The sequence below is a fragment of the Bradyrhizobium sp. AUGA SZCCT0176 genome, from assembly GCF_018130145.1.
GTDB lineage: Bacteria > Pseudomonadota > Alphaproteobacteria > Rhizobiales > Xanthobacteraceae > Bradyrhizobium.
On the sequence record NZ_JAFCMB010000009.1, the window covers coordinates 154,252 to 168,038 of the forward strand.

The window sequence follows — 13,787 nt, forward strand, 5'->3', positions numbered from 1 at the left end:
GCCGTCATTGCGAGCGCAGCGACTTGTCCGCCGTAGCTCAACGAGCGAAGGCGGAAGCAATCCATCGCGCCGCATGAAGAAAGAATGGATTGCTTCGTCGCTACGCTCCCTTGTACAAACGCATCGCGTTTGTTGCAGGCAATGACGGTGCCATGAGAATTCTCTTCAATCCTATTCTTGCCTTGGCGATCACGGCCGCGCTTGCCACATCATCGCACGCCCAGACCCCCGCCCCCATCGATCTGCGCATCCTCGCGATCAATGATTTTCACGGCTATCTCCGGCCGCCGCAGCTCGGGATCCGGATCGCCGATCCCGAGGACAAGACCAAAAAGACCTTCGTCGCCGCCGGCGGCGCCGAACACATGGCAACATTGGTCAAGGAATTGCGCGACGGCCACAAGAACTCGATTTTCGTCGCGGCCGGCGATCTGATCGGCGCCAGTCCGTTCCTGTCGGCGATGTTCCATGACGAGCCCACCATCGAGGCGCTGTCGATGATGGGGCTGGATATTTCCTCGGTCGGCAATCACGAGTTCGACGAGGGCAAGGCCGAATTGCTGCGCATGCAGAACGGCGGCTGCCATCCCATCGACAAGTGCCAGGGACCGCATCCCTTCCTCGGCGCGAAATTCCGCTATCTCGCCGCCAGCACCTTCGAGAAGGCGACCGGAAAAACCGTGCTTCCCGCCTATGAAATCAAAACGTTCGAGGGCATTCCGGTGGCCTTCATCGGCCTGACCCTGAAGGGCACGCCCAACGTCATCTCGCCGGAGAGCGCCGCCGGCCTCGAATTCCGCGACGAGGCCGAGACGGTGAATGCGCTGATCCCCGAACTGAAGGCGCGCGGCGTCGAGGCCATCGTGGTGCTGATCCATGAAGGCGGCCTGCCGACCGGCGACTACAATGAGTGCCCGGGCATATCAGGCCCGATCGTCGATATCGTCAGGAAGTTCGACCGAGCGGTCGACATCGTCGTCTCCGGCCACACCCATCAGGCTTATGTCTGCGAGATCGACGGCAGGCTGGTCACGTCAGGCGACAAATACGGCACCATCGTTACCGCCATCGACGTCAAGCTCGATCCCGTCAGCCGCGACATCGTCAGTGCCAGGGCCAACAACACCATCGTCCGCACCGAGACCTACGCCAGGAATCCTGAGCAGACCGCACTGATCGAAGCCTATGACCGGGTGGCAGCGCCGATAGCCAACCGTCCGGCGGGCTCGATCACGGAAACGCTGTCGCGCGTGCCCAACAATGCCGGCGAGAGCCCGCTCGGCGATGTCATCGCCGACGCGCAGCTGGCGGCGACCAGCGCGCCTGCGAACGGCGGCGCGGTGATGGCGTTCACTAATCCCGGCGGCGTGCGCATCGACATCACGCGCAAGGAAGATGGCGCGGTGACCTATGCCGATCTGTTCGCGAGCCAGCCGTTCCGCAATCAACTGGTGACGCTGACGCTGACCGGAAAGCAGATCAAGGACATGCTGGAGCAGCAATGGTTCGATCCAAAACGGCCGCGGATCCTGCAGGTCTCGAAGGGCTTCAGCTACGCCTGGGACAACACCAGGCCGGACGGCGAGCGCATTCTCCCTGAGCGGATGGCGCTGAACGGCGCGCCGATCGAACCCGCCGGGAACTATCGCGTGACCGTCAACAATTTCCTCGCCGTCGGCGGCGACGGCTTTACGATCCTGACGCAAGGAACCGCCCCGCGAATCGGCGTCTACGACATCGACGCGTTGAACAGCTATTTCCTGGCCAACAGTCCGGTCGCCCCCGGTGCCGTCAATCGCATCGCCCGAATCAACTGAGCCAGCCCACCGCCGCGCGGGGTGGAACCATGGCCCCTTTCCGAGCGGCCGCCGAGCGCCTAGATTGTGCGTTCGCGGCCCGCCCGCACGCCAGGATTTCGCATGACGCTGTTACTGACGCATTCCGCCTGTCTCGACCATCTGACGCCGCCGGGACATCCCGAGCGTCCCGACCGGCTGCGCGCGGTCGCCGAGGTGCTCGGCGAGGATCGCTTCAAGGCGCTGGCGCGCGGCGAAGCGCCGGAAGGCAGTCTCGATTCCGTGACGCTGTGCCATGGCGAGCATTATGTCGGCGAGCTCCGCCACATCGCGCCCACCAGCGGCCTGATCTATATCGACGGCGACACCTCGATGTCGCCGGGCACCTGGGAAGCCGTCATGCGCGGCGTCGGCGGCGCGGTGGCCGCGACCGACGCGGTCATGTCCGGCGCCCATCACAACGCGTTCGTCGCAGTCCGCCCGCCCGGCCATCATGCTGAAGTGAGCAAGCCGATGGGCTTCTGCTTCTTCGACAATGCCGCAATCGCCGCACGCCATGCCCAGCGCAAATACGGCATCGCGCGCGCGGCGGTGGTCGATTTCGACGTCCATCACGGCAACGGCACGCAGGATATTTTCTGGTCCGATCCGACCGTGATGTATTGCTCGACGCACCAGATGCCGCTGTTTCCCGGCACCGGTGCCTCCGGCGAGCGCGGCGAGCACGACACCATCGTCAACGCGCCGCTGGCGTCGGAGGACGGCAGCGTCAAGTTCCGCATGGCGTTCGAAAACCTGATCCTGCCGCAGCTGCAGAAATTCAGCCCCGAACTCATCATCATCTCGGCCGGCTTCGACGCGCATTTCCGCGATCCCCTGGCCTCGCTCAACGTGAAGGCGGAGGATTTCGGCTGGGTCACGCGCAAGCTGATGGATGTCGCGGACAGCAGCGCCGGTGGCCGGGTGGTCTCGGTGCTGGAGGGCGGCTACGACCTGCAGGGGCTGAAAGAGTCGGTCGCATCCCATGTCACCGCATTGATGGGCACGTAAATCCCCGCCACAATACGCCCGCAAAACTTCGCTTGATTCTGCGCATCACGATTTGATCTGCGCATCCGGGAACACAATATGGCTGAAAACACCCAAGTGGACGTCAAAAAGCTGAGCTTCGAGCGCGCGATCGAGGAACTTGAATCGATCGTCAAGCGGCTCGAGGACGGCAAGGTGCCGCTTGAGGAATCGGTTGCGATCTACGAGCGCGGCGAGGCCCTGAAGCGGCGCTGCGAGGAACTGCTGCGGCAGGCCGAGGCCCGCGTCGACAAGATCACCACCGACGCCAGCGGACAGGTGACGGGCACCGAGCCGCTCGATGTTCAATAATCGAGAACATTAGGCGAATTTGACACCTGCCATCCCGCAAGGGCCCGAAATAGCGACCGAATTAGCTACCTAATTAGCCGCCGAATTAGTTCTTGGCGCGCAAAACGGCCTGATATAGTCCGGCCAGCACCCGGGGACAGTTCGTGCGCGTTCAGCACCGCCATATCATCTACATACAGGGGTACGATCCGCGCGGATTGGCGCAGTACTACCGCATGTTCCGTACCGAACTGCGGAAATTCGGCCGGCTGTACCAGCTTTCCGCCACCATCAGCCGGCCCAAGGTTGCAGCCGACGACGAGATGGCGTCCTGGACCATCGAGACCAAGGCAGACGACTGGCAGACCCGTACCAGCTACGACTTCCTGCGCTTCGAAGACTTCATCCAGCGCGACCTCGCCTCGCCGATCTGGCGCACAGTCCTCAACGCGGTCTGGATCTACTGGCGGCTGGTGTTCAACGGCACGCTCGCGCGCTTCACACGTGCGAACTGGCGTTTCGCGGCCTTCATCACCTACCCGCATTTCGTGCTGCTGCTGGAAGCCCTGGGCTCGGCCAGTATCGCCTTCGTATTCATGAAGGGCCTCGACGCGCTGGGTATCCCGGCGCCGTTCAGCATTGCCGCTTCTGTCGCGATATTCGTGGCGCTGCTCGGCACCGTGCTGAAATACACCGAAAACAGCACTTACGTGCTCTATCTGCTGTCCGACTGGATCTGGACCTGGGACTTTGCGCACCGCGCCCGCCCCGACTGGGACCAGCGCCTCGACCGCTTCGCGCAGCACCTCGTCAATGTGGCGCATTCAAGTGACGCCGAAGAGATCATCGTTGTCGGCCACAGTTCCGGATCATTCCTGGGCACCGAAATGCTGGCGCGTGCGCTTAAGCTCGATCCCGCACTGGGGCGTCACGGTCCGCGCATCGTGCTGCTGACGATCGGCGGCAATTTACCCATCATCGGCTTCCACGCGGCGGCGAAGGATTTCCGCGAGCATCTGCGCCAGCTCGCCGTCGAGCCGTCGATCGACTGGATCGACTGCCAGGCACGCAAGGACGTGATGAACTTCTACCAGTTCGATCCGATCAAGAGCCACGGCATCGAGGTCGGGAACATCAGGCGCAATCCCACCGTCGTGGCGGTGCGTTTCCGCGACATCGTCAGGGCCGACAATTACGAGACCTTCCGCTGGCAGTTCTTCAAGGTCCATTTCCAGTTCGTGATGGCCAACGAGCAGCCCGACGCCTACGATTTCTTCATGATCGTCTGCGGACCGATCCCCCTGAGCGCGCGCATGGCCGTTCCGGATGCCGCGCTGGCGGTTGCAACCGGCGACCCGGCCGCGCGCGAATGGGCCTGGAAACGGATCGAATCCGCCAAGACCGGCGCGCTGGATGCCGACGATTTAGGCGGCATGGAACCTTCCGCCCGCCGGAGCGGTTAAAAAATCGAGGTTTTTGAACCAAACGGCCGGGAACCCTGACCTAGCAGCGGGTTGGCTTTGGCCGCCGCTTTGGTGTAAAGCTTGCAATTCTATGGGCTGTGGAGAGCGGGTCTGCCGGTCATTGCCGACGGAAAGCAAGTTCTTCAAATGGCTGAAGAAAACTGACCGGTAAGGGTTAAACGGACCAGCGTGATGTAGATCACATGGCTCGATCCGGAGTGTATCTTGGCTTTCAAATCAGAAATCGGCCTGCCGAGATGGCACCCGGGGTCTGGATTTTCGCTGCGCGGTTAACGCGCAACCCATCTCGCGTCGGACCATTCGCTCCGACATGCAAAATTGGAATATCGCTGTGACCGAATTTAGTAAGACGCCTCTTCTCGATACCATCCGCACGCCCGATGACCTTCGCAAGCTCAAGATCGAGCAGGTCCAGCAGGTTGCCGACGAGCTTCGCCAGGAAACCATCGACGCGGTTTCGGTAACCGGCGGTCACTTTGGCGCCGGCCTCGGCGTCGTCGAACTGACCACCGCCATCCATTACGTCTTCGATACGCCCCGCGACCGTCTGATCTGGGACGTCGGCCACCAAGCCTATCCGCACAAGATCCTCACCGGCCGCCGTGATCGCATCCGCACGCTGCGCACCGCCGGCGGTCTGTCCGGCTTCACCAAGCGCAGCGAGAGCGACTACGATCCGTTCGGCGCCGCGCACTCCTCGACCTCGATTTCGGCCGGCCTCGGCATGGCCGTGGCGCGCGACCTCTCCGGCGGCAAGAACAACATTATCGCCGTGATCGGTGACGGCTCGATGTCTGCGGGCATGGCCTATGAGGCGATGAACAATGCGGGCGCCATGAACTCGCGCCTGATCGTCATCCTCAACGACAATGACATGTCGATTGCGCCCCCGGTTGGAGCGATGAGCGCGTATCTGTCGCGGCTCTACTCGGGCAAGACCTACCGTACGCTGCGCGAGGCGGCAAAGCAGATCAACAAGCGCCTGCCGAAGATCATCGCCAACCGCGCCAACCGCGTCGAGGAGTATTCCCGCGGCTTCATGATGGACGGCGGCACGCTGTTCGAGGAACTCGGCTTCTACTATGTCGGCCCGATTGACGGTCACAACCTCGACCATCTGCTACCGGTGCTGAAGAACGTCCGCGACATGGAGACCGGCCCGATCCTGGTTCATGTCGTGACGCAGAAAGGCAAGGGCTATGGCCCGGCCGAAGCCTCCGCCGACAAATACCACGCCGTCGTCAAGTTCGACGTTGCCACCGGCGCGCAGGCCAAGGCCAAGCCGAACGCGCCCGCCTACCAGAACGTATTCGGCCAGAGCCTCGTCAAGGAAGCCGAGAAGGACGACAAGATCGTCGCCATCACTGCGGCGATGCCGTCGGGCACCGGCGTCGATATCTTCAACAAGGCCTTCCCCAACCGCACTTTCGACGTCGGTATCGCCGAGCAGCACGCGGTGACGTTCGCGGCCGGCCTCGCCACCGAAGGTTACAAGCCGTTCTGCGCGATCTACTCGACCTTCCTGCAGCGCGGCTATGACCAGGTGGTCCACGACGTGGCGATCCAGAGCCTGCCGGTTCGTTTCGCGATCGATCGCGCCGGTCTCGTTGGCGCCGACGGCGCCACCCATGCCGGCTCGTTCGACAATGCCTATCTGGGCTGTCTGCCGAACTTCGTGATCATGGCCGCCTCCGATGAAGCCGAACTGGTTCACATGGTCGCGACGCAGGTTGCGATCAATGACCGTCCGAGCGCGGTGCGCTATCCCCGCGGCGAAGGCCGCGGCGTCGAGATGCCCGAAGTCGGCATTCCCCTCGAAATCGGCAAGGGCCGCGTCGTCCGCCAGGGCAGCAAAATCGCGTTGTTGTCGTTCGGCACGCGCATGGCCGAATGCGAAAAGGCCGCCGACGAACTCGCGGCCCACGGCCTTTCCACCACGATTGCCGACGCCCGCTTCATGAAGCCGCTGGACGTCGATCTGGTGCTGAAGCTGGCGCGCGAACACGAAGTGCTGCTCACGATCGAGGAAGGCTCGATCGGCGGCTTCGGCTCGCACGTCATGCAGACGTTGTCCGACAACGGTATGCTCGACGGCGGACTGCGGATGCGCGCGATGATCCTCCCCGACGAGTTCATTGACCATGACTCGCCGAACGCGATGTATGCCTATGCCGGCCTCGACGCCAAGGGCATCGTGGCCAAGGTGTTCGAGGCGCTCGGCAAGGATTACAAGGCCGAGACGGTCAAGCTCGCCTGAGATTGCATGGCGTTTTCGGGCGAAAGCCTGCCCCGGATTTGATCCGGGGTGGGAACCGGGTCGCGTCAAGAAAACGCGTCTGAAATGACCGGTGATCCCATGAAGATCTATCTGGCAGGCCCCGATGTATTCCTGCCAGACGCGATCGAGATCGGACGGCGCAAGGCCGAAATCTGCGCACGCCATGGCCTGACCGGGCTTTACCCGCTCGACAATATCGTCGACCTGTCGGCCAGTTCGGCGTCGCTTACGATCTTCAAGGGCAATGAAGCGATGATGGATGCGGCGGATGCCATTATTGCCAATTTGACGCCATTTCGGGGCCCAAGTGCCGACGCCGGTACGGTCTATGAACTTGGCTATGCGGCGGGCCGCGGCAAGTTCTGTCTCGCCTACAGCAACGACCCGACTGCCTATCGCGATCGCGTCGCGCGAATTTGCGACGTGACGACATCTGCCGACGGGCGGCTCGTCGACCCGGAGGGGCTTACCGTGGAAGATTTCGGCTGGCCGGATAATCTCATGATGATTCACGCGCTCGATCTGCACGGTTGCCCGCTGGTGACACCGCGTCAGCTATCTGCGGATATCTGGCACGACCTCACCGCGTTCGAGGCCTGCGTCGGCTTGGCGGTGGATCACGTCAAAGGCAAATCGAGCTGAAATTGGCTGACACGCACGACAACAAGATTGCTTCCCGCAAGCGCGCGGACGTGCTGCTGGTCGAACGCGGCCTGTTCGAAAGCCGGGCTCGCGCCCGCGCCGCGATCGAGGCCGGCGGCGTAACGGCCGACGGCAAACCAGTCGCAAAGGCGTCCGACCTGATCGCCGCTGACGCGAATCTCGCCGCGCAACCCGCGCATCCCTATGTTTCGCGCGGCGGCGTCAAGCTGGCGGGCGCGCTGGAACAATATCCGATCGAAATCGAAGACCATGTCTGCCTCGACGTCGGCGCATCGACCGGCGGCTTCACCGAGGTGTTGCTCGCGAACGGCGCCAGCCTCGTGTTCGCGATCGATGTCGGCCACGGCCAGTTGCATCCTTCACTGCAGGGCCACCCCAGGATCGTGTCGATGGAAGCGACCGACATCCGTGCCTTCGAAGGCAAGCGCCTGCCCGCACGACCCGACATCGTCGTGATCGACGTCAGCTTCATCTCGCTGAAAGCCGTGCTGCCGGTGGCGCTGTCGCTGGCGGCCGCCCCCATGCATCTGCTGGCGTTGATCAAGCCGCAGTTCGAGGCGGCACGAAAGCACTCCAAGCGCGGCATCATCCGCAATGCGATGGTGCATCAGGAAATTTGCGACGACATCGCGGCATTCGCCACCTCGCAGGGCTGCACCGACATCCAGATATTTCCATCCTCGATCACCGGCGGCGACGGCAACATCGAATTCTTCCTCGGTGCGCGCCGTGGCTGAAGCCGAACACCTTGTAATCGACCATGTTGGCCATCGCGGTGACGGCGTCGTCACGGCGGGCGGCATCAGCGTCTACGTGCCCTACGCGCTCGGCGCCGAAACGGTCGAGGTCGAGCACGTGCCGGGTCATCCCGATCGCCGGCGGCTGATCAAGGTCGAACGCGCCAGCGCGGAGCGCATAGCCCCCTTCTGTCCGCATTTCGGCGTCTGCGGCGGCTGCGCCATCCAGCATTGGGACGCCGAGCACTATCGCGCCTGGAAACGGGAAATCGTGGTCACGACGCTGGCGCAGGCCGGGATTGCTTGCGACGTCGCGCCCCTGATCGACGCCCATGGCCTTGGCCGACGCCGCATCACCCTGCACGCGCGGATGGGTACGCATGAAGTGCTCAAGGTCGGCTTTGCGGCGGCCGGCTCGCACGACATCATCCCGATCGACCGTTGCCCGATCCTCGACCCGCATCTGGACGGCGCGCTTGAGGCCGCCTGGGCGATCGCTGAACCGCTGATCTCGGTTGGAAAGCCGCTCGACATTCAGATCACGGCCACCAGCAGCGGCCTCGATGTCGACGTACGTGGCTCCGGCGCGCTCGCGACAGCGCTGATCGCAAAATTGTCTGATGTCGCCGAGCGGCACAAACTGGCGCGGCTGACGCGCCATGGTGAGCTGGTGCTGATGCGAACGCCGCCGGTCGTCAGCATCGGTGCCGCCCAGGTAGCCCTGCCGCCCGGATCGTTCCTGCAGGCGACCGTGGCCGGCGAAGAAGCGCTCGCAGCATTGGTCACCAACCACTGCAAGCGCGCCAAGCATATCGCCGACCTGTTTTGCGGTGTCGGCCCGTTCGCGCTGCGCCTCGCCACCAAATCGCGGATTGCCGCCTTCGACAGCGACGCAAATGCGGTGGCAGCCTTGCAGAAGGCCGCGACATCGACGTCGGGCCTGAAGCCGGTCAAGGCCGAGGCGCGCGATCTGTTCCGCCGGCCGCTGATGCCGCAGGAGCTGCGCGATTACGATGCGATCGTGTTCGATCCGCCGCGGCAGGGCGCGCAGGCCCAGGTGACGCAACTCGCGGCGAGCAAAATCCCGACAGTGGTAGCGGTGTCCTGCAACGTCACCACCTTCGCCCGCGACGCCAAAATCCTGATCGACGGCGGCTATACGATCGAGGGCGTGACCCCGGTCGACCAGTTTCGTCACACGCCGCATATCGAACTGGTGGCGCGCTTCGTGCGCAAGCGCTGAACCAGCAGCCGGGAACCTACCGCCCCCAGCGGTCCTGCCAGATCTTCTCACCGATCAGGCAATTGACCCGCGGCTCCTTCTCCTTGGCTGCAACCGGCACCACCGGGCGTTCCGGCGTGCGGCCCGCGATTTCGAGCAATAATTTGGTCCGGATCGCTTCCTTGAATTTCTCGCGCTCCTTGATCGTCACCACGAACGAGCCGGGACCACCGATCACGCAATCCTCGTAGTAGGCATCCAGATTGTCGATATCCATGGTCGAGTAAGACGGCTCCTTCACCATGATCGGCAGACCATTGATGACGACCCCCTTTTCCAGCGCAGCATCGCGGGCGACGACGACGGGACCGCCGTTGTTGTTCGGACCGTCGCCGGAAATATCGATCACGCGCCGCAACCCGCGATGCGGATTCTCGTCGAACAGCGGCATCGCGAAATTGATCGCACCCGATATCGAGGTGCGCGACGCCCGGCGGATCGGGGTTTTCATGATCTCGTTGGCAACGGCATCCGCCGTTTCCGGACCATCGATCAATCGCCACGGAATGATGATCTTCTGGTCTGTGGAAGCCGCCCACTCGAAATACGTCACCGAGATCTTGCCGTGCGGGCCGCTCTTCAGCGCCTGCAGGAACTCCTTCGAGACGATCGCCTGGGCGTAACCCTCGCGCTGGATCGCCAGCTCATCCATGTCCATCGAATAGGAGACGTCGACGGCAAGAACCAGTTCGACATCGACGGTCGGTGTGGCACCCTTGTCCGCCAATTGACGGCTCGGTGCAAAGCCAGGTGGATGGCCAAGTTGGCTCCTTGTGCCCGGCGCGGCGACCCCCGCGACGTCGCCACCGGCAAGTACGCCTGCCACAAGCACAGCTCCGATCGAGACATACCAGCGCATCGCTGCCCTCCCGTCGACTGGTGACAATGGTGACACGCAAATTGCGCCGCGCAAAGGGCAGATATCATCTGTCCTTCACATTTGGGTTAGCTCTCCACTGCCTCGATTCGAGGCAAGCGTTGCCGCGCCTCGATTCGCGATGGCGTTTTGACGGATCAGCCACGGAGCGGAGCAATGCTGTGATGTCCGATTTGAACAAATTCAGCATTCACCGCGACAGAAGGGGCGTGCGGCGACCAGGCCGCGGATGGCATGGACATGGGCATACCCCCGAAACGTCCCGAAATTGCGCGCCGGCGAATGTCGCCGCGCGCGGTCGTGCCGTCGGTCCTGCTGTTTTCCACGCTCGCCGTCGCGGCGGCGCTGGTGCTGCCACCGAAATTGTCGGGCGCGGCGCAGCCCGAGGCTGCGCAAGCGGAACCAGCGCTGAATTCGGCCAATGCCGGCGAACTCTGTCTGCGCCTTTCCGAGAATCCCAAGGGCTACATGAGCGACGAGGCGCTGCGCCGCCGCTGGACCTTGCGGAGCGAAAGCTGCACCCTGGCATTCGTCAATCAGCCCGAAAATACCCATTTCAAGGTCGCGGTGGCGCGATCGATGCCCTACGCAAGGAAGGTCGAGGCGCTGGCCCTGCTGCGCGAGGCCGCCGCACAAGGCAACGCCGAGGCCTATTACGAACTCTATGAGCATCACAAATCCTGGGACCGCGGCGACCTCGACAAGGTGCCGATGGTGACGCGCGCCGAGGCCGATCAGGCGCTGCACAAGGCAGCCGAACTCGGACATCCCTTTTCCACGCAGATGCTGGCGATCCTGCTCAACCGGGGTTCGACGGTGAAACGCGATCCGGTTGCCGCGCGGTATTGGGCCGAGCGCGCGGTCGCCAACCCGGCGAAGGACGCCCGCAAGGAAGACCTTCTGGCGCTGCTCGGCCGATTGCTGGTGACGTCGGACCGGCCGGACGAACGCGCCCGCGGCATCGACATCCTCGAGCGAATGGCAACGGCGGGCGTGTTCGGCGCCAAGCGGGAGTTGGCGATCGCCATCCGCAAGGACGACCCGGTTCGCGCGCGAACGCTGCTCGAAGAGTCCCTGCGGCCCGATGCCGGCGGCGCGCCGCCACCGCTGGCCGAGATGCTGATCGCCGGTGAAGGCGGCCCCGCCGACCCCAAGCGCGCCCTCGCTTTGCTCACGGCACGCACCGACACGACAGGCGTCAAGGACGTGCTGGGACGGCTCTATCTCGCAGGCAAAGTGGTGCCCCGCGACGTCCAGCAGGCGGCAAACCTGCTCGACCAGGCCGGCGTGTGGGACCTTGACGCGCGCACCGAGGTGGTACGGATCCTCGCCGGCAATCCCGAGGTCCGGATCAAGAATCCCAAGCATCTGCTCTATTACGCGACCGAAGCCGCGGAACTCGACGAACCCGGCGCGATGACCGCGCTGATCGATCTGAAACTGTCGAAAAACGCCCAGTTTCAGGACCGGCCCGGAGCCTGTAAACTGATCGAGACGGCCGTCAGCCGCGGCGATCAGAGCATGACGCAGCGCCTCGCGGATTGCCGCGCCGGCTAACAGCGCGCCCGTCGGAGCGTTCTCATTTTTTGACGCGTTTTCTTTACGCGAACCGGTATCCACTTCGCTTGAAAACGCTTTCGCCGCTTCGGAGCCCGCCACAGGAATGATCGATACCGTCGCCAAGCCAAAAACAAAGGTCAAAACCAAGACCGAACGGCCTCGCCTGCACAAGGTCATTCTCGTCAACGACGATTACACCCCGCGCGAATTCGTGGTTACGGTGCTGAAGGCCGAATTCCGCATGACCGAGGATCAGGCCCACAAGGTCATGATCACCGCGCACCGCCGCGGGGTGTGCGTGGTCGCGGTGTTCACCAAGGACGTAGCCGAGACCAAGGCGACCCGCGCTACCGACGCCGGCCGCGCCAAGGGCTATCCGCTGCTGTTCACCACCGAGCCCGAGGAATAGCGGGACAGGTTGACCGCGGCTAGGCCGCCGACGTTTCGTCGGCCAGGCCAAAGACGCGCTCCGCCTTCGAGAAGCCGGCAATCGGAAACTCGCCAAGGTCGCTCCACCCTCCCCGGCAGATGCCGGCGAAACCTTCCGATGCCACCACCGTGCGCTGCAGGCGGCTCGCGATCTTTTCCAGCCGCGCGGCGAGGTTCACAGCAGGACCGATGCAGGTGAAGTCGAGCCGGTTGCCGCCGCCGATATTGCCGTAGAGAATTCGCCCGACATGCAGGGCGACACCGAAACGAAAACGTTCGATGGCGTCGCCGATCGGATACTGCAATTCCGTGACGTTGGCTCGGGACTCACGGGCTGCTTCAAGCACGCGCGAACAAACCTGCTGTTCGTCACCGACATATTCGTCGATCGGAAACACGGCCAGCAATCCGTCGCCCATATACTTCAGGACCTCGCCGCCATGGGATCGGATCGCAGCGACCTGGCAGTCAAAATACTGGTTGAGGATGTCGACGACGGTCTCGGACGGCAGCCGGTCGGACAGTGCGGTGAAGCCGCGCAGATCGGACAGCCAGATCGCGGCATTCATCGATTCGGTATGACCACGGCGAATCTGTCCGCCCAGAATCCGTTCACCGGCGCGATTGCCGACATAGGTATCGAGCAGGCTCGACGCCGTACGGCGCAAACTGATGATCTCGATCACCCGCGCCAGCGGCGTTGTTATTTGTCGCAAAGCGGACAACTGTTCTTCGGTGAAGCCCCCCGGTTGCTTTGTGGTCCAGCTCGACGCGTGCACCGCACCGTCCGTGAACAACAGCGGCAGCGCGATATAATCCGTGACGCCTTCGGCGCGCATGTCCTCGACGATCGGAAAGCGCCTGCTCTGTGGGTCATCGACACGGGCGCGAACCTCCAGCCCCTGCTGAAACACATGGATCAGGGGACTGTTGTGAAAAACCGGCGAGTCGAGAATCTTGAAATCGACCGTTCCGAACTCGACCTCCGCGCCGAGCCGCCAGATGAAGTTGCGGCCGAAGATATCGGGATGCAGGGTTCGAACGAAGAAGCCGACGCGCCAGAGCGGCAGTCCGGCCTCCACCAGCCGCTCGCAGACTTCAGCCATCAGCCGCGGCGAGTTGACCACGGACCTTGCGCCGTCGATTAGCCAGTTGGTGATTTGGTGCAATTCGGAAGCGTTCATGGCGCGGGCATTTGTCGCGCAAGTTCGGCGCGCGTCAAGGCTGATATCGCAACCCCCGGGATCGATGAGGGCTTCGCGCGATTTCTGATTTAATCGTCAAGGGACCAAAATCCTTCAGACAAGACACTTCCAGACAAG

At 63.1% G+C, this 13,787-nt stretch carries 12 protein-coding genes; 10 read left to right on the top strand and 2 right to left on the bottom strand.

What is annotated here, in order from left to right; genetic code table 11:
- Window positions 1-152 precede the first annotated feature (152 nt).
- The 8 genes from JQ600_RS22035 to JQ600_RS22070 all read left to right on the top strand — a co-directional run bounded on the left by JQ600_RS22035 (window position 153) and on the right by JQ600_RS22070 (window position 9,560).
- The gene (locus JQ600_RS22035; protein ID WP_212385884.1) at window positions 153-1,817 is read left to right on the top strand and encodes a bifunctional UDP-sugar hydrolase/5'-nucleotidase; all 1,665 of its coding nucleotides are present in this window, start codon (window positions 153-155) and stop codon (window positions 1,815-1,817) included.
- Window positions 1,818-1,919: 102 nt separating this feature from the next.
- The gene (locus JQ600_RS22040) at window positions 1,920-2,846 is read left to right on the top strand and encodes a histone deacetylase family protein (RefSeq protein WP_212263191.1); all 927 of its coding nucleotides are present in this window, start codon (window positions 1,920-1,922) and stop codon (window positions 2,844-2,846) included.
- A 78-nt stretch (window positions 2,847-2,924) separates the two neighbouring features.
- On the top strand, window positions 2,925-3,176 hold the full coding sequence (locus JQ600_RS22045; protein ID WP_065730974.1) for an exodeoxyribonuclease VII small subunit: 252 nt from the start codon (window positions 2,925-2,927) through the stop codon (window positions 3,174-3,176).
- A 143-nt stretch (window positions 3,177-3,319) separates the two neighbouring features.
- Entirely contained in the window at window positions 3,320-4,618 is a 1,299-nt protein-coding gene (locus JQ600_RS22050; protein ID WP_212385883.1) for a hypothetical protein, read from the top strand.
- A 331-nt stretch (window positions 4,619-4,949) separates the two neighbouring features.
- Window positions 4,950-6,896 (top strand): 1-deoxy-D-xylulose-5-phosphate synthase, encoded by a 1,947-nt coding sequence (gene dxs / locus JQ600_RS22055; protein WP_212385882.1) that lies wholly within the window; start codon window positions 4,950-4,952, stop codon window positions 6,894-6,896.
- Window positions 6,897-6,995: 99 nt separating this feature from the next.
- Window positions 6,996-7,559, top strand: a complete 564-nt coding sequence (locus tag JQ600_RS22060; RefSeq protein WP_212386001.1) for a nucleoside 2-deoxyribosyltransferase — start codon at window positions 6,996-6,998, stop codon at window positions 7,557-7,559.
- A 26-nt stretch (window positions 7,560-7,585) separates the two neighbouring features.
- Window positions 7,586-8,317, top strand: a complete 732-nt coding sequence (locus JQ600_RS22065) for a TlyA family RNA methyltransferase (protein WP_212386000.1) — start codon at window positions 7,586-7,588, stop codon at window positions 8,315-8,317.
- Window positions 8,310-9,560: a methyltransferase gene (locus JQ600_RS22070; protein WP_212385881.1), complete on the top strand. Its 1,251-nt coding sequence runs from the start codon at window positions 8,310-8,312 to the stop codon at window positions 9,558-9,560. The genes JQ600_RS22065 and JQ600_RS22070 overlap by 8 nt, the downstream gene beginning before the upstream one ends.
- 16 nt (window positions 9,561-9,576) lie before the next feature.
- On the opposite strand, the gene JQ600_RS22075 is transcribed toward JQ600_RS22070, so the two are convergent.
- Window positions 9,577-10,458: a DUF1194 domain-containing protein gene (locus JQ600_RS22075; protein WP_212263196.1), complete on the bottom strand. Its 882-nt coding sequence runs from the start codon at window positions 10,456-10,458 to the stop codon at window positions 9,577-9,579.
- 258 nt (window positions 10,459-10,716) lie between these two features.
- Here JQ600_RS22075 and JQ600_RS22080 point away from each other — a divergent pair, with 258 nt between their 5' ends.
- Window positions 10,717-12,033 carry an SEL1-like repeat protein gene (locus JQ600_RS22080; protein ID WP_212385880.1) on the top strand — a complete coding sequence of 439 codons (1,317 nt, stop codon included), beginning with the start codon at window positions 10,717-10,719 and terminating at the stop codon, window positions 12,031-12,033.
- Window positions 12,034-12,139: 106 nt separating this feature from the next.
- Window positions 12,140-12,445 (top strand): ATP-dependent Clp protease adapter ClpS, encoded by a 306-nt coding sequence (gene clpS / locus JQ600_RS22085; protein ID WP_211999152.1) that lies wholly within the window; start codon window positions 12,140-12,142, stop codon window positions 12,443-12,445.
- Window positions 12,446-12,464: 19 nt separating this feature from the next.
- On the opposite strand, the gene JQ600_RS22090 is transcribed toward clpS, so the two are convergent.
- A complete protein-coding gene (locus JQ600_RS22090; protein WP_212385879.1) occupies window positions 12,465-13,649 on the bottom strand; it encodes an adenylate/guanylate cyclase domain-containing protein in 1,185 nt (394 codons plus the stop codon).
- Window positions 13,650-13,787: the final 138 nt, after the last annotated feature.

What these genes read in the sequence shown, in the direction of transcription:
- JQ600_RS22045 (WP_065730974.1), top strand. Translation starts at nt 2,925, where the DNA reads ATGGCTGAAAACACCCAAGTGGACGTCAAAAAGCTGAGCTTCGAGCGC.
- JQ600_RS22060 (WP_212386001.1), top strand. Translation starts at nt 6,996, where the DNA reads ATGAAGATCTATCTGGCAGGCCCCGATGTATTCCTGCCAGACGCGATC.
- clpS (WP_211999152.1), top strand. Translation starts at nt 12,140, where the DNA reads ATGATCGATACCGTCGCCAAGCCAAAAACAAAGGTCAAAACCAAGACC.
- JQ600_RS22080 (WP_212385880.1), top strand. Translation starts at nt 10,717, where the DNA reads ATGGGCATACCCCCGAAACGTCCCGAAATTGCGCGCCGGCGAATGTCG.
- JQ600_RS22090 (WP_212385879.1), bottom strand. Translation starts at nt 13,649, where the DNA reads ATGAACGCTTCCGAATTGCACCAAATCACCAACTGGCTAATCGACGGC.
- dxs (WP_212385882.1), top strand. Translation starts at nt 4,950, where the DNA reads ATGCAAAATTGGAATATCGCTGTGACCGAATTTAGTAAGACGCCTCTT.
- JQ600_RS22035 (WP_212385884.1), top strand. Translation starts at nt 153, where the DNA reads ATGAGAATTCTCTTCAATCCTATTCTTGCCTTGGCGATCACGGCCGCG.
- JQ600_RS22075 (WP_212263196.1), bottom strand. Translation starts at nt 10,458, where the DNA reads ATGCGCTGGTATGTCTCGATCGGAGCTGTGCTTGTGGCAGGCGTACTT.
- JQ600_RS22040 (WP_212263191.1), top strand. Translation starts at nt 1,920, where the DNA reads ATGACGCTGTTACTGACGCATTCCGCCTGTCTCGACCATCTGACGCCG.